Annotated in this window: 22 protein-coding genes and 1 pseudogene; 14 read left to right on the top strand and 9 right to left on the bottom strand. The window is 58.7% G+C overall.

What is annotated here, in order from left to right; translation table 11 throughout:
* Positions 1-316: 316 nt before the first annotated feature.
* The 3 genes from ABIB91_RS40320 (at position 317) to ABIB91_RS40310 (ending at position 1,890) form a co-directional block, all read left to right on the top strand.
* A complete protein-coding gene (locus ABIB91_RS40320) occupies positions 317-673 on the top strand; it encodes a ParB/Srx family N-terminal domain-containing protein (RefSeq protein ID WP_354172565.1) in 357 nt (118 codons plus the stop codon).
* Between the two features lie 84 nt (positions 674-757).
* Positions 758-1,174: a hypothetical protein gene (locus tag ABIB91_RS40315; RefSeq protein WP_354172567.1), complete on the top strand. Its 417-nt coding sequence runs from the start codon at positions 758-760 to the stop codon at positions 1,172-1,174.
* Between the two features lie 413 nt (positions 1,175-1,587).
* Complete coding sequence (locus ABIB91_RS40310; RefSeq protein WP_354213257.1) at positions 1,588-1,890, top strand: helix-turn-helix domain-containing protein; 303 nt, start codon at positions 1,588-1,590, stop codon at positions 1,888-1,890.
* 1,386 nt (positions 1,891-3,276) lie between these two features.
* Here the strand turns inward: ABIB91_RS40310 and ABIB91_RS40305 are convergent.
* The 4 genes from ABIB91_RS40305 to ABIB91_RS40290 form a co-directional block, all read right to left on the bottom strand.
* Positions 3,277-3,480, bottom strand: a complete 204-nt coding sequence (locus tag ABIB91_RS40305) for a cold-shock protein (RefSeq protein ID WP_247395343.1) — start codon at positions 3,478-3,480, stop codon at positions 3,277-3,279.
* Between the two features lie 405 nt (positions 3,481-3,885).
* Positions 3,886-4,224, bottom strand: coding sequence for a hypothetical protein (locus ABIB91_RS40300; RefSeq protein ID WP_354172571.1), 339 nt, complete (start codon positions 4,222-4,224; stop codon positions 3,886-3,888).
* 148 nt (positions 4,225-4,372) lie between these two features.
* Entirely contained in the window at positions 4,373-4,648 is a 276-nt protein-coding gene (locus ABIB91_RS40295) for a hypothetical protein (protein ID WP_354172573.1), read from the bottom strand.
* 123 nt (positions 4,649-4,771) lie between these two features.
* Positions 4,772-5,335 carry a hemerythrin domain-containing protein gene (locus ABIB91_RS40290; RefSeq protein WP_354172575.1) on the bottom strand — a complete coding sequence of 188 codons (564 nt, stop codon included), beginning with the start codon at positions 5,333-5,335 and terminating at the stop codon, positions 4,772-4,774.
* 863 nt (positions 5,336-6,198) lie between these two features.
* Here ABIB91_RS40290 and ABIB91_RS40285 point away from each other — a divergent pair.
* Complete coding sequence (locus ABIB91_RS40285) at positions 6,199-7,743, top strand: MHYT domain-containing protein (RefSeq protein WP_354172577.1); 1,545 nt, start codon at positions 6,199-6,201, stop codon at positions 7,741-7,743.
* A 162-nt stretch (positions 7,744-7,905) separates the two neighbouring features.
* Here the strand turns inward: ABIB91_RS40285 and ABIB91_RS40280 are convergent, their stop codons facing one another.
* Positions 7,906-8,145, bottom strand: a complete 240-nt coding sequence (locus tag ABIB91_RS40280) for a hypothetical protein (RefSeq protein WP_354172579.1) — start codon at positions 8,143-8,145, stop codon at positions 7,906-7,908.
* Between the two features lie 188 nt (positions 8,146-8,333).
* Here ABIB91_RS40280 and ABIB91_RS40275 point away from each other — a divergent pair.
* From ABIB91_RS40275 to groL, 6 genes and pseudogenes are all read left to right on the top strand, one after another.
* Positions 8,334-9,022 (top strand): annotated as a pseudogene (locus tag ABIB91_RS40275) (DUF2189 domain-containing protein).
* A gap of 33 nt (positions 9,023-9,055) precedes the next feature.
* Complete coding sequence (locus ABIB91_RS40270; protein WP_354172581.1) at positions 9,056-9,556, top strand: NAD(P)H-binding protein; 501 nt, start codon at positions 9,056-9,058, stop codon at positions 9,554-9,556.
* A gap of 580 nt (positions 9,557-10,136) precedes the next feature.
* Positions 10,137-11,336, top strand: a complete 1,200-nt coding sequence (acmB, locus tag ABIB91_RS40265) for a methyl acetate hydrolase AcmB (RefSeq protein ID WP_354172583.1) — start codon at positions 10,137-10,139, stop codon at positions 11,334-11,336.
* 187 nt (positions 11,337-11,523) lie between these two features.
* Complete coding sequence (locus tag ABIB91_RS40260) at positions 11,524-13,206, top strand: flavin-containing monooxygenase (RefSeq protein ID WP_354172585.1); 1,683 nt, start codon at positions 11,524-11,526, stop codon at positions 13,204-13,206.
* 773 nt (positions 13,207-13,979) lie between these two features.
* On the top strand, positions 13,980-14,294 hold the full coding sequence (locus ABIB91_RS40255) for a co-chaperone GroES (RefSeq protein WP_354172587.1): 315 nt from the start codon (positions 13,980-13,982) through the stop codon (positions 14,292-14,294).
* Positions 14,295-14,365: 71 nt separating this feature from the next.
* A complete protein-coding gene (gene groL / locus ABIB91_RS40250) occupies positions 14,366-16,015 on the top strand; it encodes a chaperonin GroEL (RefSeq protein ID WP_354172589.1) in 1,650 nt (549 codons plus the stop codon).
* A 156-nt stretch (positions 16,016-16,171) separates the two neighbouring features.
* Here the strand turns inward: groL and ABIB91_RS40245 are convergent, their stop codons facing one another.
* Both ABIB91_RS40245 and ABIB91_RS40240 read right to left on the bottom strand, forming a co-directional pair.
* On the bottom strand, positions 16,172-16,594 hold the full coding sequence (locus ABIB91_RS40245) for a hypothetical protein (RefSeq protein ID WP_354213248.1): 423 nt from the start codon (positions 16,592-16,594) through the stop codon (positions 16,172-16,174).
* A 489-nt stretch (positions 16,595-17,083) separates the two neighbouring features.
* Positions 17,084-17,278 (bottom strand): hypothetical protein, encoded by a 195-nt coding sequence (locus ABIB91_RS40240; RefSeq protein ID WP_009859276.1) that lies wholly within the window; start codon positions 17,276-17,278, stop codon positions 17,084-17,086.
* A 464-nt stretch (positions 17,279-17,742) separates the two neighbouring features.
* Between ABIB91_RS40240 and ABIB91_RS40235 the strand changes: the two genes are divergently transcribed.
* Positions 17,743-17,922 carry a hypothetical protein gene (locus ABIB91_RS40235; protein ID WP_354172594.1) on the top strand — a complete coding sequence of 60 codons (180 nt, stop codon included), beginning with the start codon at positions 17,743-17,745 and terminating at the stop codon, positions 17,920-17,922.
* Between the two features lie 427 nt (positions 17,923-18,349).
* Here ABIB91_RS40235 and ABIB91_RS40230 read toward each other — a convergent pair whose 3' ends face one another.
* The gene (locus ABIB91_RS40230) at positions 18,350-19,288 is read right to left on the bottom strand and encodes a metallophosphoesterase (RefSeq protein ID WP_354172596.1); all 939 of its coding nucleotides are present in this window, start codon (positions 19,286-19,288) and stop codon (positions 18,350-18,352) included.
* Positions 19,289-19,599: 311 nt separating this feature from the next.
* On the opposite strand from ABIB91_RS40230, the gene ABIB91_RS40225 reads away from it, so the two are divergent.
* The gene (locus ABIB91_RS40225) at positions 19,600-20,088 is read left to right on the top strand and encodes a CDP-archaeol synthase (RefSeq protein ID WP_009859279.1); all 489 of its coding nucleotides are present in this window, start codon (positions 19,600-19,602) and stop codon (positions 20,086-20,088) included.
* A gap of 7 nt (positions 20,089-20,095) precedes the next feature.
* On the opposite strand, the gene ABIB91_RS40220 is transcribed toward ABIB91_RS40225, so the two are convergent.
* Positions 20,096-21,034: a metallophosphoesterase gene (locus tag ABIB91_RS40220; protein ID WP_354172598.1), complete on the bottom strand. Its 939-nt coding sequence runs from the start codon at positions 21,032-21,034 to the stop codon at positions 20,096-20,098.
* A gap of 628 nt (positions 21,035-21,662) precedes the next feature.
* Between ABIB91_RS40220 and ABIB91_RS40215 the strand changes: the two genes are divergently transcribed.
* Both ABIB91_RS40215 and ABIB91_RS40210 read left to right on the top strand, forming a co-directional pair.
* Positions 21,663-22,751, top strand: coding sequence for a helix-turn-helix transcriptional regulator (locus ABIB91_RS40215; RefSeq protein WP_354172600.1), 1,089 nt, complete (start codon positions 21,663-21,665; stop codon positions 22,749-22,751).
* A 387-nt stretch (positions 22,752-23,138) separates the two neighbouring features.
* Positions 23,139-23,366, top strand: a 228-nt coding sequence (locus ABIB91_RS40210) for an NYN domain-containing protein (protein WP_354172602.1), incomplete at its 3' end; no start/stop codon positions are given.

Genomic DNA, 23,366 nt, shown 5'->3' with positions numbered 1-23,366 from the left:
TGCGAAACTGATCGTGGCTAGGACCGTAGATTGCCCGCGACGGGAACGAAAAAAACGAGCGATTTCAGCAAGGTTGACAAGACACCCCTTCCGCCAAATCGGTGTCCAGCACAATCCAGCGAAGTCTTGTTTCTCGCGGCCGGCAGCGAATTCGTGTTCCCAGGCAGATCCAACGATAAGCCGATGTCAAATATGGCGCTGTTAATGATCGTCCGCCGGATGAAGGTGGATTGCACGGTGCACGGTTTCCGGTCGGGATTCCGGGAGTGGGCGTCGGAGCGCACCACTGTCGCTCGCGAGATCTGCGAGGCGGCGCTTGCCCACACCGTCAAGGACAAAGACGGAGGCTGCCTACCGGAGAGGAGATCTGTTTGATAAACCGAAGAAGTCGCCGAAGAATGTGCGCGAGGTGCCGCACACGCCCGCCGAGATCGAAGCGCTGGCCGCCAGCATCGCATCCCTCAGTATGCTGCAATTCCCGTTCGAGCCCGAACTTGGACCCAAGGGCAAGCCGACCGGCCATTATCTCGTCAATGCAGGCGAGGGCCGTCGCTTGGCCCAATTGCTTGTAAAGCGTAAGGAGATCAAACAGGACGAGTTGATCCCCTGTATTTGCGATGATGTCGAGCACAACGCGACCGAGATCAGTCTCCCCACGAAGACCAGCGGATGAATGTCGTGAGTCGACAGAGGTTCACCGGATACATCTAAGATGTCGAGGGAGTAAGTTCGCCGGAAACCGGGTAGGGTGTGGCCAGTGAACTTCCAGGTGACGGTTCTCAAGGTGCTGGTCAGCTATCCAGATGGGTTCGCCGTGATGGCGGACCTTAAGCGCGATATGGCGATCCTGGCGACCAGCGGACGGGACTGGGCCGAACGCACGAAGCGATTGGCAGCCCGCGTACCCGACTTGGATATATTCTCCCAAGGTCTCATCGAGCGGATGAACGGCGGCTGGCGTGTCACAGATAAGGGGCGCTCGGTTCTCGAGATTATGGAGGCGCGGTCCGCACCCGCCCAAGCAACGGAGCTAACTCCCGTCCGCGCCGTCGAGGAGCCGACGCTGGCCACCTCTCTGTCACCCGTGCCTTCGATACCGCCAGTTCGGCGCAAGCGCGACCGAAAGCGGCGCCAGCGGGACACTGTACAGCGAAGACAGGCGAAGGCGTCGTAACGAAGGTCGGTCGCGGTTGGATTCGAGTGAAGCGGCGAAAATGACACGTAAGTCATTGATTTTTCCAAGCTTTCTTGATTCGCATAACCTTCATTATGGAATATATTCCTATAATTTGGAGGAAGCTGGCACGGGTGAACCTTCTCTCTATCCGAGTCTGTTTTGGCTATTTTGAGTCTGTCCCCTTCAACGCACCGAGCCGCAGGCAATGATCGTCGTAAACGTGTTCAGCCAGTTTCCGCGGTTTGAGCTCGAGCTGCGGGCGTTCATCGTTGGAGGTGTGCAGGCGAAATGTATGGGAAGCTAACTGGCCCCAAAGAATACTCATTTACCCCAATCCGATTTTCGAAACGACAAATGGTGAGCGCTAGGCAGCAGCTAAGTCATGCTGACCAAGCGTGAAGCAGCCTTCAATGTCGGTTGGGAGAGGAGTCGGCGCCAAATGCTCCCAGTATTCTGCCTCGGTGAGCCGTTTCCAGCAGCGCTTTTGCTGGCATGAATCGATGTCCAACAATCGACGAGAGATCCGTCCGTGGTCGCCCGAAGAAGAGGCGCAACTGCTTGCGCTGTTCAACGAGGGCATGACTGCGACCGAGCTGGGCGAGCGCTTGGGTCGCAGTCGTCAGGCCGTGTACGGTCGGTTACAACGTTTCCGCAAGCAGCGAGGGCGAACAAGCCGAAGGAGCGGACAGGCCTTCGCGCAATGGGTTGGATAGCCGAGGGTCCTCCTCGGCACAACACCCGCCGCGGCTTTGCATCATTCACTGCGGCAACAACCTTCCTCGGCAGTGCGGCGTCGTGTTGCGCGCGCGCCAGCTGCACAATCGCAACCGGTCGAGGCGGCGTGCCCTTGAAGCGTGTGGACTTGCGCTGCCCCTGAGGGAATGGACGGGATAGCGGAGAATTGCCTAAACTGACGCGATGCACCGCGAAATCAAAGAGATGCTGATCGGTTCAGGCATCATAATCCTACTCCGCATCGGCATCATCGCATGGCCGCCCCTCGGCCTATTCGTTGATCGCTACTTTTTCTCGTACCTGAGACTGGCGGTGCAGTGGGTCATCTCTTGAAGCAAATCGGCACCCACCCTGAGATAATTGAGACTCCCTCCCCGCGTCCAAGGTAGTCAATGCCCGAAAATCCATTGAGTAACGAAAACGTCGCCGAAACGCTCAAGCTCGTGCGAAAAGCCGTTGCCGGGACGCAGACGGCGTTTTGTAAGCGGATCCGGATTTAAGCGCAGCGCTGGAACAATTTCGAACGTGGCATGCCTTTGTCAAAGAGCGTCGGCATTTTGCTGGTGCAAAAGATTCCAGGCCTTACCCTGGATTGGCTATTCCTAGGGAAAGCGGATGGATTGCCACTCCAACTTCGCGATGAGTTGGAGTCCACAACGCCGTAGCTACAACCCTGAACATGCCCGTCACTCCTGCAGGGTTGAGGGCGCGCTTAAATATCGTCGCGCGTGGTGGAATAAGTGCGCGGCTTGCGAACTGAGCGCTACGTTGTTAGACCGCGCTCTCAACATCGAAGGAGCGCCACGTTGGTCAAAAAAGGCAAAGAAAACTATTCGCCGCGAGGGGACGAAGGCCGACATCAAGGAACTTAAAGCGCACTCAAAGGCGCGAACGCCTGTCGCCAAAATATCCAAGGCAACCAAGCGCAGCGTTGGTGCGCTCCGTCAGAAGGCGCTCAATCTCGGAATAGGCCTCCAGCATCAGCGGTAAATTAACGCTGGTCTCAGTCATACTGGTCCGTTGAGGGAGCCGCCAAAAACCGATATCGTTTAACGCTCGCATCTGCGCCGATCAGGTGCAGACCGCCGCATCCGCTAAGGCCGCCGGAGAGTTGCGCGGCTTTGGGGTTGAGGGCTCGCTGTTGCCAGCCCCGGCGGGCCCTCCCTCAGTCAGCAAGACTGACGTTTAGGTTTTCCCCAAGTGTGACATCGACGACATTGCGGACTGGTGCCCTCGCTGTAGCCTTGTCTTGCCGGGGCTGGAATCAATATTTCACGTCTACATTTTAACCCGGCTGGCCGCAGTGGTCCGCCGCTGCGGCCTTTTTGTGTGGCGCTCCTAGCGTCGCGTCGCGGTTAGAAGGCTCACCCCACGCGCAGATTTTCAGCCGAGTCTTTTCCGCGATTGTTCACGACGTCGAAGCTGACCTTGGCTCCCTCGTTGAGGCTGCTCAAGCCAGCCTTCTCGACCGCTGAGATATGGACGAAGACGTCCTTGCCACCGTTGTCAGGTTGAATAAACCCGTAGCCCTTCGTCGGGTTGAACCACTTCACAGTCCCCATAGCCACTTAACTTCTCCATTTTGCAAAATCGAAAACTAGTACTGGAACTCAGACAAAAGCAAGGCTGGTGCGGACGCATTTGCGCAAAGGGTGGGCTGGGGTCTTCCCCCGGCATCCTCCATCTTGGCGTCCTTGACCGCAGCCCAAGCGCGCACTGAGGCCCTCCTGCTGGGGACACAGTGGTAACACTGCCGATGCGGCGTGCGCCTCTAAGACTGCCCAACCTGTAAGCGGTTGTTTTCGGGATGCCAGCCGCCATAATTTGCCTGATCGCGATCCTGCTTTTATCTGATCGCGAAAAAATCGGCAGCGGGGTGGAAATGGTCCGAACCGGGGCTCCAAAAAGTTCGACGATTTGGTCCGCAGAGGACGACGAAATGCTTTTAAGGATGCGGGCGAGCGGAGCGTCATTCACAGACATTGCAGCAAAACTCGGCCGTAGCCAGGCATCAGTCGAATCTCGCTATTCCAGCTTAAAGAAGCAGACTGAATCTGCGCGGTCGTTCCTAAAACCTTAAGCCCTGCCTCCGGCGGGATACGATCTGGTGAACACGCCTTGTCACTCAATGCGGTTGTAACGAAACGTGCAGCCAGCGCGGGCGAAGACTTCGGCCTCTGCAAGAGCGCGAGCGCGTCATTTCCCCAGAAGGCGTACTCGATGTACCGGTCGCGAATTATCACCTGCTGGTCCGCCTCGACATCCTCTAATACGCTCGCCAACCGGAGCAAGTAGTCTTCGCGCTTCTCCACGAAGGTCCGCCATCCTGAAGTTTGTCTTGCCGGATCCCGTCGAAAGCCAGCCGGCGTGAACGACAGGTTGTACGGAAGTGCTTTCAGCTAGCCAACTCTAAGGTTTCTTGCTGGTTTTCGCATCCCGGTGTCTTGACCGCCCGGCCCATCAGTTATGGGAAGAAACCAGTTGCGCACATCGAGGACACACGCCGTCGGCCGCATCCGTGAGTTGGCGCACAATCTCTTGCATGAGATCTTCACGCTCCCAGCACGTGCCATCACTCTTGGTGATGCTTCTGGCGCGGTAATAAGCTTGGGTTTCGGCGCCGCCGTCTCCGACGCGGATCATGACCTCTGGATGGAAAGGGCAGACGACTATAGCACGCGTTGTCCGCAACGCATAGCGCATGGTCGATTCGAGATTGTCGGTGTGGAGCGGCATCCGTACCCTCCCGCTTCGGGCCGCACGCGTATATGAGCGCGGAAGGAAAGGCGCAGCCCCCTCTCCCTTGCGCCGTGGACCTCAGCGTCGCGCGGCACAATGCATTGCGCGACGCCGTAGCGCTTACTTACGCTCCGCGCCAGCCTCCTGCTCAAGCCGCAAAATGTGTGCGCGCAGCGTGTCAAACCGCTCCTCGGCAACGTCGCTGAATAGCGGGTCATTCTGACTCGTCGCGGCTGAAGCGATCTCAGTCCAATCTTGAGGCTCGAGAACCTTAACTGCCACCGGAAAAAAATCGCGATCTTCCATCCTCATGTGACGGCGCTCGTGCGCGATAAAATCCCGAATGATAAGATCCACATCTTCGCGCAGAATGCCACGTTCCGCGAGAACGCTGTCGACCGCCTGAGCGACGCGGCGTAAAAGTTGGGCCCCTTTCTGGTGTTCGCGAGCTAGATCGCCGACCTTCGCAGCAGCGGCTGGATCTCGTGCCCTCAGCTTGGCAAATACGAAGTCTTCCTGGGGATGATGATAAACTTCTGGGTAGACTTCGAAGTAACTGATAACCGCGTGAATGACCTCGTAGTCAGCACGGTCGCCGCGATCGAATACCTCGAGCTCCCGCTCGAGGATGGCCAGCAGCTTCTCAATGTTGAGATGCTCTTGGGATAAGCGCTCTATGATCATGGCAGAGCTCCATAAACGGGTCTCAATATAGTCTTTGGTCGAGTGTCAGCATTTGCGACAGATCAATCCGAGACAATGCGATTTTGGGATCGCGCAACTCGTGCGGACCATGCTCGCGATTGCCTAGCCGCAATTTAGACCCATATTCTGAATTGCAGATGCGTGTGGAACGGGAAAGCCGCGGTCTGCGATGGCGGATTGCGTCCCAAAACTGCCACGCCCCTCCCCGTACCGGCCTACAGCATGCCCTCACACGCATCGCTTCACGCCTTGCGGCGATGCCGCGTTGGATCGCGCGGGCGGTTTGTGAAAGCCAAGATGCAACTCGGCCGAGGCCAAGCACTCGTTTAGCGTTGCCACAGAGCAACCTCCTTTGTCGTTTTTCTCTATTTGAACAGGGAAGAATAGGCCGCATGCAGCGGCTTCACGGCACTACGCCGGAAAAAGCTCGCCGGGATCGAACCGACCTCTCTTGCGCGTCACATCGGCCGCATCGTTGAGCCTGTACTAACGTAAGAGATCGGGGGACGTGCGAGCGTACGTGCCTAGGCGTGTACGACGTCAGCTTCTCTTCGCGGTCATCGAAGGCTTGTGACCCGACTCGGATATCCGACAGAGGGTTCTGGCGGCTGGTGGTGGCCCATCGAACCAGTGCCGCCGCCGACCGGGCAGACAGCGCGCCTCGCTTGAGACAGCCTCGCTGCCGAACTATCGTTGCCCTTGAGAGAACCGAGACCTCGCTGCATCATGCAGCCAACTGCCCTTGCGTCGCGCAATCGTAGGAGCGGGCATCCGGGGAATGTCGGTTGTGATGCATCGGGTGGTGCCTCCCTCGTCTCTGCTCCAAAATGGGGAAGATCCCGATGATTGTTACCGCAACATACGATCCCTCTCTCGTTGCCCTGTCTATCCTGGTCGCTGGCTTCGCGTCTTACACCGCCCTGGATCTCGGCGAACGCGTGGCGCTGGCCCAAGGACCCACGCACCACATACCCACGCAGCGCGTACCCACGCACCCGATCTGGCTGGCGGCGGCCGCACTCACCATGGGAGGCGGCATATGGTCGATGCACTTCGTCGCCATGCTCGCCTTCGAGCTGCCGATGCCGGTGTCTTACGATGTCGGCTTGACTGTCTTTTCCCTCGTACTGGCGATCCTGGGCACGAGCGGCAGCTTCTACGTCATCAGTAGCCCGGGCGCATGGCGCCCCCGCGTCGTGCTCAGCGGCGTCTTCATGGGGCTCGGCATCCTCGCCATGCACTACACCGGCATGGCCGCCATGCGGGGGCCCGTCCAATTGAGCTACGACCCCCTTTGGTTCGCGCTTTCCGTCATCGTCGCGATCGGCGCGGCGACGGCGGCGCTGTGGCTGGCGTTCGGAACCGGGGGCGGTGGGCAGAAGCTCGCCGCCGCCATCATCATGGGCGTCGCCATATCCGGCATGCACTACACCGGGATGCGGGCGGCCATTTGTAGCGCTCCCGCCACGATCGAGGACACCCACGTGGATGCGACCCTCGATCGGACCCCCTTGGCGGTGGGGATCGCCGGCTTCGTGCTCGTCGATCTGGCGGCCCTGTTCGCCTCCGTGGCCAAGCGCAAGCGCGCCGCGGAGGCCCTGCGTCAGACGCAGGCGGATCTTGCCCACGTCCAACGGGTCACCGCCATGGGAGAGCTGGCGGCCTCGATTACACATGAAGTCATGCAGCCGCTCGGGGCGGGAATGAACAATGCCGGGGCGGCCTTGCGCTGGCTGGATGGCCAGCCGCCAAATCTGGACAAGGCCCGGGAGGCGCTTGGTCGTACCGTCGAAAACGAAAAGCGTGCGGCCGACATCATCGGCCGCATCCGTGCCCTCATCAAGAAGGAGCCTCCGCGCAAGGATGCCTTGGAGGTCAACGACGCGGTCGTTGAGGTCATTGCCCTGACCCGTGGCGAAGCGATGAAAAACAATGTCTCGGTGCAGACGCAACTCGCGGAGGGCTTGCCGCCCATCCAAGGAGATCGAGTCCAACTGCAGCAAGTGCTCCTTAACTTGATCATCAACGCCGTCCAAGCGATGAGCGGTGTCAGCGAAGGGTCGCGCGGGTTGCTGATCGGCACTGGGAAAGATGCATCGGGGGGAGTGCTCGTCGCCGTGCAGGATTCTGGTCCGGGATTGAAACCGGAGAGTTTTGAACACCTGTTCGACTCATTCTACACCACCAAGCCCGGCGGCATGGGCATGGGGCTATCGATTTGCCGTTCGATTGTCGAAGCTCACGGGGGACGCATATGGGCCACCCCAAACGCCGGACCAGGCATCACCGTGCAATTCACTTTGCCGATTCAAGCCACGGCATCCGCGACCGACGGCGTGATCTTCAATACTATTCAGAAATTCTCCCCCGCCGCCGGCAATAGATGATGAAGGTCGGGCACTCCGAGAAGTCTGGTTCTGTGCGTCGGCTCAAAGCAGTTGGACGTCGGCCGCCGCCGAGGTCTGCTTCTGGGCCCAAGGCCGACGTGCATCCTTGTCGGCCTTACCCAGTGGCAGAGGCAAAGCGGACGCGCATTTATAGTAGGCGCTCTAAGCCGCAGCCCTCTGTCCGTCCCCCAGAGCGGCGTTCAGCGCAGCGACCGCCGCCCGAACCTCCTTCGCGGCCATGCGCGTCGCGTACTGCCCGCCAAATCCCAAAAACTCACCAATCTCCGCCAGTGTGCTGTTGCCCGCAGCCATGTCCAACATAGTGCACGCCTTGTGCCCCAGCCGGGCACGCAACTTCTCGGTATCCAGGGCACGGGCTAGTTCCTGCTGCGCGTCCGGCATCTCAGCGTCGCGCTGCGGCTTCCTCTGCCGTAAAAATCCCGTCGCCCTTGCGCTCCCAGAACCTGACGATTGAGCGCTTGTGCCCACTGACAACCGCGGCTTGATGAGCGCTCGCGTGGCTTCACGGATGCTGTAGTCGCGGTCGCTGACCCAGATTTGTCCTATTTAAACTTGTCATCGGCTATTCGGTGCTGCCGCTGCTGTTTCCACTGGCTGCGGGCTTTACGCTGATCGGTCCCTTTGCCGCGCTCGGCCTGTACGAGCTCAGCCGCCTCCGCGAGCGCGGAGAGGAAGCAGCGGCTTGGGAGCCATGCAGGTGCTGCGCGCACCGTCTTTCGGCGCCATGCTCGAACTCGGCATCCTCCTGCTGGTTCGGTTCGGGGTGTGGATCGGCGCCGCGAACGCGATCTACGTTGCAACCTTTTGCCACGCCCCGGCTGCAAGCATCCCTGACTTCGCAACGCGTGTTTTGACGACGCCGGAAGGATGGTCGCTTATCATCGTCGGCTGTGGCGTCGGCTTCCTGTTCGCCGTCGTGGCCCTGTGCGTCAGTGTCGTGTCGTTTCCGCTGATGCTCGACCGGCATGCGACTGCGATCGACGCAATCCGGACGTCGCTGCGGGCCGTGAGGGAAAATCCAATTGAGATGGCGGTATGGGGTCTGGTTGTTGCGACATTGCTGGCGATCGGTTCGCTACCGTTCTTCGTCGGTCTCGCCGTCGTTCTGCCGGTGCTCGGTCATGCCACCTGGCATCTTTATCGGAAGGTCATCGAGCCTGACCCGAACCCGCCGGAGGAAAAGCCGCGCCCGCCGATTGGTCACCGCTATGCGGCGGATTTCCCGGCCTCACTCTTCCCGTGGAGCCGCGAACGCTAGCCGGAGGCAGCAACGAACGGTCGCACCATCACTGTGTTCGGCGGAACCGGCTTTCTCGGCAGCCGCATCGCTCGCCATCTGTGCAGTCATAAATTTCCCGTCCGGATCGCGTCACGGCATCCGGACGTGCAACTTCAATCCGTAGCGGCCAACATTCATGACGAGCGATCCGTCGCGAATGCGTTGGTCGGCGCCTACGGCGCCGTGAACGCGGTCAGCCTTTATCGCGAGCGCGGAGGGGAGACATTTCACTCTGTTCACGTCGAGGCGGCCCAACTTGTAGCAGCCCAGGCCCGCCGGGCGGGAGTCGAACGGCTTGTTCACGTTTCGGGGATCGGGGCCGACGCCGCCTCGCGATCCCTCTACATCAGAAAGCGCGGTGAAGGTGAACGGGCGGTCCGCGCGGAATTCGCCGATGCGTTTATCTTCCGCCCGGCTGTGATGTTCGGACCGGATGACGCGTTTCTCGGCACCGTCCTCAAGCTCCTTCGTCGGCTTCCGATCTATCCGATGTTCGGCCGCGGCCGCAGATAAGCTTTTGCTCGAAGCTTTATCAGTCCGCGAGCAAACTCCGTCTGTATGACTTGCTTAGCCGGAAGGCTCTTTTGGCATTGGTCCCTCACGTCGCCGCGCGCAAAACGCATCACCGGCTCTAAACATTTCGTTCGTCAGCCCAAAACGGCTTTTGCCCATATCTGCGCGATGAGCTGAGGTCCGCGGCCGATGCGGCAAGAGGAGCTTCTCGCCGGTCCTCGTCTGCTAAGTGCAACAAGAGAGAAGCCATAAATTGTCAGCGATACGTTTAAGCGTAGATCAAGTGTCAGCTTCGCTGACCTGCCCGAGCAAAGAATCGCAGGGGAATACATGGCCGATCACGGGAAAACGGTCTACGCTTCAAGTGCTCGGTCGAAATGCGATGACCTGGAGCTGCCCATGATCAACAACTCCAGTTACCATTGCTGCCACGGCCGCGGCGGGATTTCATTCGCGCTACGTCATTGGGGACGATCAGGCCGAAACTCAAAAACTCGCTATACGCTTACGTCATCCCGCTCGAACCGCCAGCGGATTACCGAGAAGCACGTGATCAAACTTGGCAAAGGGAGAAACGTCTATGGGTAACAACCTGAAAAGCGCATGTGACGGGATCTTGCAAAAAGCCGTGGCTGGTAAGGACCGCGTTCCCGGCGTGGTGGCGATGATCACGGATCGCTCGACCAACATTTACGAAGGCTCAGTCGGCGAGCGCAGTCTTGGCGGCGGCCAGGCCATGACGACCGACACCGTGTTTGCCATTTTCTCCACCACAAAGGCCATCACCGGCACGGCGGTCCTGCAATGCGTCGAGGACGGCAGGCTCGACCTAGACGCCCCAGCCAAAAATTACGTGCCCGACATTGGCAAGCTCGAGGTCCTCGACGGGTTCGACGCCACGGGAAACCCGAAGCTGCGACCGCCGAAGCGCGACATCACCACCCGCATGCTGATGCTGCACACCGCGGGCCTCGGCTACGACTTCTTCAACGCCAATTACTTGCGTCTGGCGCAGGAGCGCGGCCAGCCGAGCGTGGTGACCTGCTCGAAAGCATCACTGATGACTCCGCTATTGTTCGATCCCGGCGATAAATGGGAATATGGCAGCAACATCGACTGGGCCGGACAGGTTGTCGAAAGCATCCGCGGCAAGCGCCTCGGCGACGTGATGAGGGAGCGCATCTTTACGCCGCTCGGAATGGAGGACATCGCCTTTTCGCTGACCCCTTCGATGCGTACGCGCCTCGCCACCATCCATCAGCGCGAGGCAGACGGATCCCTGATCGCCCTTCCCGATATGCAGCTGCCGCCTGAGCCGGAAGTCCACATGGGTGGGCACGGTCTCTATGGCTCGATCGGCGAGTACATGAAATTCATCCGGATGTGGCTGAACGACGGGACGGGACAGCAAGGACGCGTGCTCAGGAAAGAAACGGTCGAATCCGCTGTACGCAACGGCCTGCAGACCAACCAGGCGGTCACGATGCTCCCCGGCGTCATCCCGATGCTGTCGAACGACGCCGAGTTCTTCCCTGGCCTGAAGAAATCCTGGTGCCTCACCTTCATGGTCAACGACGAGGACGCGCCTACCGGCCGTCCGGCCGGAGCGATCGGCTGGGCCGGGCTCGCCAACACGTTCTTCTGGATTGACCGCAAGAACGGGTTCGGCGGGTATTGGGCGACGCAGATCCTGCCGTTCGGCGACCCGACTTCGTTCGGCGGCTACCTGGAATTGGAGACGGCCGCATATGCGACCGGCGAGGCGCGCGCCGCGGCGTAGTGCTGACGAGCGCGGGTTACCCGGGCCACGGCGCGCCGCCGCTTTCGCAATCGAGCGACGACGTCAAGGGCGCGGGCTTTGCGATGTGCCACCTGCTGATCTTCTGGTCCCGCAGGCGGGTGCCCGCGCATGACGACAGTCGAATGAAAAGAGATGCAAGGAGAACGCTCACAACGGGAGGTACGTCATGAACAATGTGCAAGCGACCCAACGGACTGGACCCAAAGTCGACTTCGATGCGGTCATCATCGGCGCCGGATTCTCCGGCATGTACATGTTGCATTCGCTACGTGACAAGCTTGACCTGAAGGTCACCGTGTTCGAGGCTGGCGACGGGGTCGGCGGCACGTGGTACTGGAATCGCTATCCCGGCGCGCGCTGCGACTCCGACAGCTACATCTACTGTTACACCTTCGACAAGAACCTGCTGCAGGAATGGAACTGGTCCGAGCGCTATCCGGAGCAGGATGAAATTTTGCGCTATCTCGAGCACTGCTCCGAGCGCTTCGACCTGAAGCCCGACATCCAGTTCGGCAAGCGTGTCGTCGAAGTGGTCTTCGATGACGCCACCGAGTTGTGGACCGTGCGCACCGACAAAGGCGATGCCGTCACGGCGCGCTTCGTCATTCCGGCCGTCGGTGCCCTGTCGATCGCCAACATGCCGGCAATCGAGGGGCTGAGCTCCTTTAAGGGCAAGTATTACCACACGAGCCAGTGGCCGCACGATGGCGTCGACTTCACGGCCAAGCGTGTCGGCATCATCGGCACGGGTGCAACGGCGGTGCAAGCGATCCCGGAGATCGCGCAGCAGGCGAAGCACCTCACGGTTTTTCAGCGTACACCGAACTTCTGCGTGCCTGCGCGCAACGGTCGTATCGACCCCGAGGTGACTAAGGCGCGCAAGGCCGATTACGACGGTATCCGCCAGCGCATCAAGGATTCCTTCTTCGGGTTCGAGCTGAATTTCATACCGAAGGCGGTGCTGGAAACAACGCCCGAGGAGCGCGAGCAGGAGTTCGACAAGATGTGGGACGCCGGTGGCTTCGCATTTTGGCTGGCGAACTATCAGGACATGTTCTTCTCGAAGGAGGCGAACGATGTCATCGCCGAATACCTCAAGCGCAAGATCCGCTCGGTCGTCAACGACCCGGCGATCGCGGAGAAGTTGACGCCCAAGACCTACCCCTACGGCACCAAGCGCCAACCGCTGGACACCAACTATTTCGAGACATTCAACAAGAAGAACGTGGCGCTGGTGGATGCGAGCACCAACGGTCCAATCGAGGAGATCACGCCGAATGGCATTCGCGCGGGTGGCAAGGAGTATCCGCTCGACATCATCGTCATAGCCACCGGCTTCGACGCGATGACCGGCCCGCTGAAGAACCTCGGTATCAAGGGGCGCGGCGGCCGGGCACTGGCGCAAGAATGGGCGGATGGCCCGCAGACCTATCTCGGCGTGGCGATCACCGGCTATCCCAACCTGTTCACGATCACCGGCCCGCAAAGCCCCTCGGTGCTGTCGAACATGCCGGTCTCGATAGAGCAGCATGTCGAATGGATCACCGAGTGCATCGCCCACATGCGAAGAAACAAGCTTGCCACGATTGAGGCAAGCCGGCAGGCGCAGGACGCATGGGGCACCCATGTCGCCGAGGTCGTGAATACAACCCTGATGCCCGGCACCAATTCCTGGTACATGGGCGCCAACATAGAGGGCAAGGTGCGGCGGTTCTTGCCCTACCTCGGTCCGGAGGGCGTCGGCGGATACCGCAGAAAGTGCGCGGAGGTCGCGGAGAACGGCTACGAGGGCTTCGTGTTCACAAACGCCGACCAAGGCGGGACCGTGCACACGATTGCAGCCGAATAACTTAGCGAACCCTGATCGGGAGTTGCGTCCAATGTCGCGTCTCCCGGTATGGGCCGAGCGCGCTTCGACGCCGTCTTGTGCCGAGGCTGCATTTTAGATTCGCTCTACGACGTTGGCGCGAAAGCGAACGACAGCTTTGCGCCAAGCGGTCATACGACAACTGATAAGCATATACATCTTTGCTTATCACTCTATGGGCTGACTCCGGTTGTGTAATTTTCTTATCAGTGCGCCACACTGACTCCGTTTCGTATGTTTGCTTGTCAGTTGGAGATGCGGTCGAAGTCCCGAACGTCAACGGAGTTTTAAGCAGCTCCTCGCTGGAGGGAGAGAATCTGTAAAAAAACTTGCTCGACCGCTGCATCTCAGGTTCTCTCGGTAGGCGAGAGGGGATTGGGATTCCCCCGCCTGTCCGTGCACCGTCGCGGGTCTAGAATGCCGTTGGACGCGGCATCATTGTACCTGAACAGGCTAATCCAGACGCGCGCAACCCTGTATTGGATGGCAAAGCCAAGCAATAACCTGTGCGGGTGATACAGCCGGCCCCGAATTTCCTCAGCGGCTTCCTCGAACCAGCCAAGATTTATTCCAGGGGCTCCTTTAGGTGGCTCTGAATGGGCCTCCGCGGACCGGTGAACGACGGATTTTCGAAATCCTTCGCGGTTTTGTCTTGTATGCCGGCGAGGCCCGCTTATTTTCGGAGCGGTTAGCCCTCGCTAGCTTCGACCGCTATTTCATCCAAACTAAAAGCGACTAGAGGATAGGAGGAGAGCATGAAATTCCGTCCGCTTCACGACCGCGTCGTGGTCAAGCGCATTGACGCAGAAGAGAAGACCGCTAGCGGCATCATCATTCCCGACACGGTCAAGGAAAAACCCTCCCAGGGTGAAGTCATCGCCGTTGGCCCCGGCGGTCGTGACGAAAACGGCAAGCTGATCCCGATCGACGTTCAGGTCGGTGACCGCGTGTTGTTCGGCAAGTGGTCGGGCACCGAGGTCAAGATCGACACCCAGGAGCTGTTGATCATGAAGGAGAGCGACATCATGGGCGTTCTCACCGACGTGTCTTCCAAGAAGAAGGCCGCCTAATCCATCGCTCAAGCGCCTGTCGAGCGCATCATCAAGGGTGAGACTAAGTCAAAAACTCAGGGAAGCCCACTATGTCAGCCAAAGAAGTCAAATTCGGAGTAGAGGCCCGCGACCGCATGCTGCGCGGTGTCGACATCCTCCACAATGCGGTAAAAGTGACGCTCGGTCCGAAGGGCCGCAATGTCGTCCTCGACAAGTCGTTCGGCGCTCCCCGTATTACCAAGGATGGCGTCACCGTCGCCAAGGAGATCGAGCTCGAGGACAAGTTCGAGAACATGGGCGCACAGATGGTGCGCGAAGTCGCCTCCAAGTCTGCAGACGCGGCTGGCGACGGCACCACCACCGCGACCGTGCTCGCCGCTGCGATCGTCCGTGAAGGCGCGAAGTCGGTTGCCGCTGGCATGAACCCGATGGATCTCAAGCGCGGTATCGACATGGCCGTGGAAGCTGTGGTCGCCGATCTCGTCAAAAACTCCAAGAAGGTCACCTCGAATGAGGAAATCGCGCAGGTCGGCACGATTTCAGCCAATGGCGATGCGGTGATCGGCAAGTTCATCGCCGACGCCATGAAGAAGGTCGGCAACGAGGGTGTCATCACCGTTGAGGAAGCCAAGTCGCTCGAGACCGAACTCGAAGTTGTCGAGGGCATGCAGTTCGACCGTGGCTACATCTCGCCCTACTTCGTCACCAACGCCGATAAGATGCGCGTTGAAATGGATGATGCCTACGTCCTCATTAATGAGAAAAAGCTATCTCAGTTGAATGAACTACTTCCCTTGTTGGAAGCGGTGGTGCAGAGCGGCAAGCCGCTTGTGATTATCGCCGAGGACGTCGAAGGCGAAGCGCTCGCCACCCTCGTCGTCAACCGTCTCCGCGGCGGCCTGAAGGTCGCCGCCGTCAAGGCTCCGGGCTTCGGCGATCGCCGCAAGGCGATGCTGCAGGACATCGCGATCCTGACCGGCGGCCAGGCCATCTCGGAAGACCTTGGCATCAAGCTCGAGAATGTCACACTCAACATGCTCGGCCGCGCCAAGAAGGTCATGATCGACAAGGAGAACACCACGATCGTGAGCGGCGCGGGCAAGAAGGCCGACATCGAGGCGCGCGTGTCCCAGATTAAGGCGCAGATCGAGGAAACTACCTCGGACTACGACCGTGAGAAGCTTCAGGAGCGTCTTGCCAAGCTCGCAGGCGGCGTCGCGGTTATCCGCGTCGGCGGCGCGACCGAGGTCGAGGTGAAGGAGCGCAAGGATCGCGTTGATGACGCGATGCATGCGACCCGCGCGGCGGTCGAGGAAGGGATCTTGCCAGGCGGCGGCGTTGCGCTGCTGCGTGCCTCCGAGCACCTCAAGGGCATTCGCACCAAAAATGACGACCAGAAGACCGGGGTGGAGATCGTGCGCAAGGCGTTGTCCTACCCGGCCCGCCAGATCGCAATCAACGCGGGCGAGGACGGCTCGGTCATCGTCGGCAAGATCCTCGAAAAGGATCAGTACTCGTACGGCTTCGATTCGCAGACCGGCGAATACGGCAACCTGGTCTCCAAGGGCATCATCGATCCGACTAAGGTGGTTCGAGTGGCGATCCAGAACGCGGCGTCCGTCGCAGCGCTCCTGATCACCACGGAAGCCATGGTCGCCGAGCTGCCCAAGAAGGGCGGCGCCGGTCCGGCGATGCCTCCGGGCGGCGGCATGGGTGGCATGGGGGGTATGGACTTCTAAGCCCGACATTCAGAGCTCGACAATAATAAGAAGGCTCGGCAGCGACGCCGAGCCTTTGCCGATTTCCTTGCGGTCAGACGGAGTCCAATCCTGGCACACCATTGCGCGAGCGCGTCGAAGCCCGAACCGCCCAAGCAGCGATACTTGTCAGGCTCCTTAGCGGCCGTAGGGGAAGCAGCGGTGGCGATCGAGCGTGAGACCGAAACGCGCTCCTAGCGCAGCGATGGCCGCATCCTGCTCAGGATAAGGATCGGCATTGGATGCGGCAACGATGATGATCCGGAACCCGCCGCGATCCTTGCCACCCGGTGGCCGCATTGCTGTAGCCAGGGCATTACCCTCCCTGTCACGCAACGTGAGGAAAAGCGGCATCTCTCGATGTACATGGGTCTCGAGGCCGATGTCGCGCTCGATCGCGTTGGGCTGCTCCGGACGCCAGGATTGGACTGCCTTCTCTCGCTCGCGGCAGAAATATTTCTCCACTGTGTGGCGCATCAGGCGCGACTCTTGCGCCGCTTCACCTTCCGTCTCGATACGGAACCAGGTCTTACCCTTCGGCGCGTCGCAAACATACTGCATTCCGCCCATCCCGCGATCGCCGCGATTCTAGGGCGGCGGGCCCGCAAAGCCAATACGAGATTCGCTCCCTTGTATAACGCTGCGTGATCGTATAATCGGAAGTTCGGCTGCAACACCGCGCGACTGTTGCCTGAGAGGCGATGGTTGGGCGCCAACACCTTCTCGACCAGTTGGCGGGCGACTCCTGATACGTCGCTTTCGGGTAAACATGCGAAACACTCCCGCTGAGCACAACAGGTCCACTCTCACCCTGATTGCCGAAGTCTAGACGGACGCGGATTTTGGTCGCTACGGGCCAACAGGGGAAACAGCGCGGCTTGATCGTTCACTGAACAAGCACGTACTCTGGCGTCCGGCCGGCCGACCATGCCTGGGATGCGCTCAAGCGACAAGATTAGCGGAAAGTCACCGCCGGTTTGGAACGGCGACGGCTTCTTCTTTACCGCTCAGACGGACGCGACTACCCGCCGCGTCGCATGAAGGAAACGGTTAGCGGGCGGCTGCGACGCCATCAATTGCATGACGCTCCTGTTTGAGCAATTCATCGACTAAACGTTCGAGGTAGGGCGGCAGAGGCAAGGCTTCGCGAGATAAGTTCTGTTGCAATCTGTCACCCACCTCGTCACAGATCGAGCGGGCAGTCTTATGATCGATGGGGTCCGATATCCGATTGGTCGGTTCCATATCGCGACCTTTCGCTTAGGCCCACGATTAACTTAAGTTTCAGGGATGCGAAATGTTTCGCGCACCTTCGAAGAATGCCGATGGTTCCATTTAATGGAATGAAGACACTGTGCGCAGACCAATTGCCATCGTCAGCGCCGATTCCAGCAACCCACCGAGTTAGTGAAACTCTTGGGGCAAATAAATGCTTGGAGGAAGTCCGATGACATTGAGAGGAGTGCCGGCCGTCACGATAATCGTGCTACTCGGGCTCGGAGTTCAGGCCAAAGCGCAGGCGCCGTGCCCCGAAGTGTTGCGATTGCGTAACGCAGCTAGTGAGGCTTGGAAGCATGCGATGAGTGCACCGGCATGGCAGCGCTGCGGAGCCTTGGCCCAAGCCTCTGTCTCCACGGAGGCGACGCTCAACTACGCGGACAATAGCCGCCAGTCATGCAACATCTCTGATCGATTGCTGAACGAGGCGGATGGGTATCATCGGCAAGCGGTGCAGGCTCGCGACAACATTTGTGCTGGACGTCTTCTTCGATCATATCCGCCGGACATCATCCATCGCTAAGATCCTATTGCGGGTACTAGGCCCGGTCTGGTCACCCTTCGATTGGCTGCGCGTCAAGGACCGCAAGGGTCAACAGGCGCCGTCCTGACCGCCGCCGGTCACGTCTGGTCTACCGCGACAACCGGACGATTTCAGAGCCGGTCTGGGCTTCGCGTTCGGGCCAGAAGAGACTCATGCATTGGGCAGATTGCGAGTTGAATGACAGCGCCCACGTTCATCGCACTCCCGTGCCGTGGAGGAGCTGTTCACGGATCCAAACCTCACATCGGCCTATGACTTGCTAGATCACTCCGATTCGAAAACGGCGTCAGCGTGGGAAAGCAAGAAAGACTTCGAAACGAAATGTCAGGTAGCACGTTGCCATTCTCCCCGTCACTGGCGCCATAGGGCCGGTTTAGAAGGAAGTCTCGATTGCCGAGAGCGCCTCGGGTGTTGGGGTATTTTTCGTCGGCGAGCTACTCCCGCCCGACTTTTGTTTCAGGCTCGTGTACGTGATGAACCGCATTAGGTCAGCGTCAGCCGCGGCGTAAATTGTGCAAGGTAATTTCCGGCGGGCAATTGAGGCGCACGGGAACGACGCTCGAGCCCGCACCAACGGAAGTATAGCCGGTCATATCTCTGTACTGCCAAGGCCCAGCCCCCATCCGCCTTGGCAGCACCGCCTCAAGCTTGATGGGAATGGATCCGGGGAGACAAATCTGACCGCCGTGGGTGTGTCCGCTCAGCATCAGATCAAAGTTGGCATGCGCAGCCTGACGATAGACCTCCGGTGTGTGAGACAACAAGATCGAGAACTCACCGCGGGGTATCGAGAGAGCGGCCTTTTCGATGTTGTCCACTCTGAAGAAATGTGCATCGTCGATTCCCGCCAGATAGATCCGCTGGTCCTTGCGAACGATTGTTTCGCATTCATTGAGCAGCACGCGAATGCCCATAGCTTCGAGCCCGGGGACCATTCGAATCGTATCGTGGTTGCCGAGCACCGCATAGATTGGCTGTTTCAGATGAGTTGCCACTCGCGCGACACCATCCAGTGCGGGCTGGAACGGCCCAACAGTCCGCCCCCGATAATCGCCAGTTAGGACACACACATCGTACTGCATGCTGCCAACCAGCTCGATGAGTCTGTTCATGGCAACTTCATTCATATCCACGTGAAGGTCGCTAACGTGGAGAATGATGAAGCCCTCAAAGAGCGGCGGTAATGTCTTGAACCTCATTTCGTTTCGTTTGACGAGAATGCGTTCTGCATTCTGTCGTGCACGCCAGTAAAGCCCCGTTGCCTTCAGAACATTTCGAATGATCCGCTCGGCCCAAGATGAGTTTTCAAGGTGAAAAAATGTGAGGCCCTGGCCAAATACCTGAGCTTCGTGATCTCTCTCAATCCCCAATCGCTGCCGGGCATGGAGCGGGCCGAGACGGATCTCGAGCTTGCGCAGAATGTCTTCGTCCACCAGCTAGTCCTTTTGAACGGCCTTCGGGTAGATATAGCGTATTCTCATGAGGCCAAGGTCAACCCGACAGTGGTTAATTCCCACGCATCCACTAAATATCGCGTTGGGTCATTTGGCTCGTGCACTGCAGCAAACTGCATCGCTGTTCGATCACGTCGGCGCGGCCGAGCAGCGACAGCGACTTCAGGTTATGGATGAGGCACGACCGGGGGCCTTGAATGACCGGTGCAAGACGTCCCACTGAAGGGCGCCCACAATGGTCAATGAAGATCGAACTACCGTCGGATGCAACTATAAGCTAACCTGAAGAAATGCAATTTCTGCATATTCTGCAATTATTGGTTTTAATGACGTTGGCGAACGGCACACCGATCGTTGCAAAGAAGATTTTTGGCCCACGTTTTTCCTTTCCGGTGGATGCCGGCATCGTATTGTTTGATGGGAGGCCGTTGTTTGGGCCATCGAAAACTATCCGCGGTATTTTGATTTCAGTCATCATCACGACAGCAAGCGCTCCGCTTATCGGTCTGGATCCGACGATCGGTGCAATCGTAGCGGGCGCGGCTATGGCGGGCGATTTGTTCTCCAGCTTCCTGAAGCGCCGCCTAAACTATCCGCCGAGCAGCCAGGCACTCGGGCTCGATCAGATTCCCGAATCCCTATTTCCGATGCTGGCATGCCGCGACGCTCTTTCATTGACGATCGCAGACATAGCGCTTGGCGTCGGGGTCTTTTTTATTGGCGCGCTAATTCTGTCTCGTTTTCTATTCCGAGCCAACCTGCGCGACGAACCATATTAGCCCGCCGTTAGCCCGAACGAAGCCGGTGCAGGGTGATTTCTGGCGGACAGTTGAGACGAACAGGAACGACGCTCGATCCAGCACCCACAGAGGTGTAGCCAGCCATGTCGTGATACTGCCAAGCTCCTGCCCCCATCCGTCGAGGCAAGTCTGCATCAAGTATGATCGGAATAGATCCTGGCAGACAGATCTGCCCACCGTGCGTATGCCCGCTCAGCAACAAATTAAAATCGGCATGAGCCGCCTGACGATAAATCTCCGGTGTGTGTGACAATAAAATGGAGAACTCGCCATACGGGATCTGCAACGCAGCTTTTTCGATATCGTCGGCCTTGAAGCAGTGGGCGTCATCGATCCCGGCTAGATAGATTTGCTGATCGCCGCGCACAATCGCCTCGCTCTCGTTGAACAGCATACGTATTCCCATGGCTTCCAGCCCCGGAACCATTTGGATGGTATCGTGGTCGCCCAGAACCCCATAAACGGGCTCCTTTAGATGAGCTCGCACTCGTGCGACGCCGTTCAAGGTTGCCTCGAACGGTCCAAAGTTCTTCCCCCGATAGTCGCCGGTTAGAACACATAGATCGTAGCGCATGTCGCCGACGAGTTCGATCAAGCGCTGCATGGCAGCTTCATTCATGTCCACATGCATGTCGCTAAGGTGGAGTATGGTGAAGCCGTCGAAAAGCGGAGGCAACGCGTTGAACGTGACATCATTGCGCTTGACGAGTATGCTTCCTGTATTTCGGCGTCCGCGACAGTAGAGACCCGTCAGCTTAAGTGCATTTCGAATGACAGAATGGACTGGATACCAGTTCCTTATGTGAAAAGAGAGGAGCCCCCGGCCGAAGATTTGTGCCTCGTGGTCCGTCTCGATACCCAATCGCTGTCTCGCATGGAGCGGTCCGAGACGCTCCTCCAGTTTGCGCAAGATCACTTCGTCCATGGAACAACTTCCTCCGAAATCGGCTCGACCTTCCATGGAGGTGCGGTTACCGGCGCACACGTTGCATTTACCTTGAGCATGCCTCGGTTTTTTTCTCGTGTCGCGCTAACGTGTGAAAGTGTACTAACTAGGTCTGCCGGCGCGTAGAGCTTCTTTGACTGCTTTCTGGTGGGGCGAGGAAGCCAATAGCTGAAACAGGGCTCGTGCCGCCCTATATCTCGCCTCCGCCCGAGTGCGCTCTCGGCCCTCTAGTAAGCATTCGCCCGAGCTCGTCCGAATGAACCAGCCCCAACGTCGCCCCCTGCGCTGAACATCGATGTCAAAGGTTGGTAGGTCACTGGTTCTATTCCGACAGGAGTTGTATTCGTAGCTGTTCATGAATACGGGCTCATGCACAGCGAAAATCGTGAACAGCGGACCAGCCCGCATTGCCCAAAGGGACGGTCGCTACGAGCCCCTGTACGACCGTGGCCAACTTCCATGATGGTCATTTTGCTCTCGCCTTGCCGAAGTGGGTCTCGCGGGGCTGCCCCAACCCCTTGATAATGCGGATGTCCTGAGTCAGCATGGCCCAATTGGGCTACGCCTTTAGAGGTGCTGCGGCACATTCGACACGTCGGAATGGTGGATGGAACCGTTTGATCTGCACCGACTTAGCCGCGTGTTGGCCGCCGCCGCGATCGAGCCCTCTCTGTGGACAGAGGCATTGCAGACGGCAGCGGAATGCACTGGGTCGTATGGCGCGGTCCTGTTACCAGTGGTCGGAGCATTGCCGATCGTTGCTGCTACTCCTTCCATGGATCGCAGCGCAAATGTGTACGTCAGGGACGGATGGCAAAGCCGCGACGAGCGCTACCGCGGGAAGGCCGCCTTCTTGGCCAACGGAGTGGCGACGGACAACGACTGCATGCCATTAGACGCACGCAAGCGTTCGCCGTTTTATCAAGAGTTCCTTCGGAACTGTAATCTCAGCGGTTGGGCAGGCGTCCGGATCGGCCGGGGAGATCTGGTTTGGAATTTGAGCTTACAAAGGACGCCAGATCAAGGTTCTTATTCCGCGAGAGAATTGCAAGCTCTTTCCGAGTTGTCCAACCGTCTGGATTCGGTCGTTCAGACTTGCGCAGCGCTCGGCCTGGCAAAAGGGGAATCAGCACTAAGTGCCTTCGATTTTTCCGAGCGCGCGGCACTTCTGCTTGACCGGTCGGGCCACGTGGTTCGCGTCAATCCGGCGGCGGAGCGACTAATCGGAGTGGATCTGCAGATTTCAGCAGGACGCATTCGCTGCCAAGATCCGAAATCAAATGAACTCCTGCAGAACGCGATCAGAGCTCTGTTCTGGAGCCTTGAAGCCTTCACTATCGCGCCCATGGTTCTACAAAAAGTTGCAGGTGGCCGACTGGTCATCTACCCTATGCGGCTTACTGGTCTAACTGACTCTCCCCTTTCCCTCTTCCACGCAATACTAGTTATATCCGACACCGACCTGATGCAGTCAGCGGGTATGATGACTCTGCGCGAGGCCTTCGAGCTGACGGCCGCAGAATCCCGGCTCGCAGTAGCTCTTGCGAGCGGCAAGGATTTGGAAAATTTTGCGGCAGAGCGAGGACTTTCTAAGCAGACCCTGCGCAATCAACTGAAGTCTGTGTTTATGAAAACGGGGACAAACCGCCAGGCTCAATTGGTGATGATGCTGTCGAACCTCGTTCCGAAGAAGTGATGACTCTAGCTCGGCGACGCCATCTATCACACTGCTAAACCGGTAAGAACGATTCACGCTAATCGTCGAGGCCATTGCGCCGCAGGCCGGCCACGCTCACTTGCGTCACTTACGAGACGTACTCATCCGAGACGATGCTACGTGCGGCTCGCGGGCCCTGCAGTCTGCCGGACGATGTGGCAAAACCAGCCTGAATCGGTACGGGCAAAAACGACAAAATTGACGCCGGCGATCTGGAGGCACGAGGGCACAATGGAGAATCCCCTTTTCAACCGCCTAGCGCACCTCGTCCATGGCAACTATGCTACAACCACCTTTCATATTTAGTCTTCAGCGACGCATTTCTTCCCCACTCTCATTCCTCAGAAAGTACCTCCGAAAGCAAAAATGGCCTCCACTACTAACAAGATCGCGCTCTTCATCGATGGAGCCAATCTCTACGCGACGGCGAAAACTCTGGGCTTCGACATCGATTACAAGCGTCTGCTGAAGGAGTTTCAGAGCCGCGGGACGCTACTTAGGGCGTTCTACTACACCGCGATCATCGAGGATCAGGAATACTCCTCGATCCGGCCGCTGATCGACTGGCTCGACTACAACGGCTACACCGTGGTC

The organism is Bradyrhizobium sp. JR4.3, from assembly GCF_040547695.1.
Taxonomy (GTDB): Bacteria; Pseudomonadota; Alphaproteobacteria; order Rhizobiales; family Xanthobacteraceae; genus Bradyrhizobium; species Bradyrhizobium canariense.
This window is presented reverse-complemented; position numbering and strand designations above follow the sequence as displayed.

Bases quoted from the DNA above. Each gene is read 5' to 3' on its own strand.
- ABIB91_RS40255 (WP_354172587.1), top strand. From the start codon at position 13,980: ATGAAATTCCGTCCGCTTCACGACCGCGTCGTGGTCAAGCGCATTGAC.
- ABIB91_RS40295 (WP_354172573.1), bottom strand. From the start codon at position 4,648: ATGCCGCTCCACACCGACAATCTCGAATCGACCATGCGCTATGCGTTG.
- ABIB91_RS40235 (WP_354172594.1), top strand. From the start codon at position 17,743: ATGGGTATCATCGGCAAGCGGTGCAGGCTCGCGACAACATTTGTGCTG.
- ABIB91_RS40240 (WP_009859276.1), bottom strand. From the start codon at position 17,278: ATGGAACCGACCAATCGGATATCGGACCCCATCGATCATAAGACTGCC.
- ABIB91_RS40285 (WP_354172577.1), top strand. From the start codon at position 6,199: ATGATTGTTACCGCAACATACGATCCCTCTCTCGTTGCCCTGTCTATC.
- ABIB91_RS40310 (WP_354213257.1), top strand. From the start codon at position 1,588: ATGTCGGTTGGGAGAGGAGTCGGCGCCAAATGCTCCCAGTATTCTGCC.
- ABIB91_RS40260 (WP_354172585.1), top strand. From the start codon at position 11,524: ATGAACAATGTGCAAGCGACCCAACGGACTGGACCCAAAGTCGACTTC.
- groL (WP_354172589.1), top strand. From the start codon at position 14,366: ATGTCAGCCAAAGAAGTCAAATTCGGAGTAGAGGCCCGCGACCGCATG.
- ABIB91_RS40225 (WP_009859279.1), top strand. From the start codon at position 19,600: ATGCAATTTCTGCATATTCTGCAATTATTGGTTTTAATGACGTTGGCG.
- ABIB91_RS40215 (WP_354172600.1), top strand. From the start codon at position 21,663: ATGGAACCGTTTGATCTGCACCGACTTAGCCGCGTGTTGGCCGCCGCC.
- acmB (WP_354172583.1), top strand. From the start codon at position 10,137: ATGGGTAACAACCTGAAAAGCGCATGTGACGGGATCTTGCAAAAAGCC.
- ABIB91_RS40220 (WP_354172598.1), bottom strand. From the start codon at position 21,034: ATGGACGAAGTGATCTTGCGCAAACTGGAGGAGCGTCTCGGACCGCTC.
- ABIB91_RS40280 (WP_354172579.1), bottom strand. From the start codon at position 8,145: ATGCCGGACGCGCAGCAGGAACTAGCCCGTGCCCTGGATACCGAGAAG.
- ABIB91_RS40245 (WP_354213248.1), bottom strand. From the start codon at position 16,594: ATGCAGTATGTTTGCGACGCGCCGAAGGGTAAGACCTGGTTCCGTATC.
- ABIB91_RS40290 (WP_354172575.1), bottom strand. From the start codon at position 5,335: ATGATCATAGAGCGCTTATCCCAAGAGCATCTCAACATTGAGAAGCTG.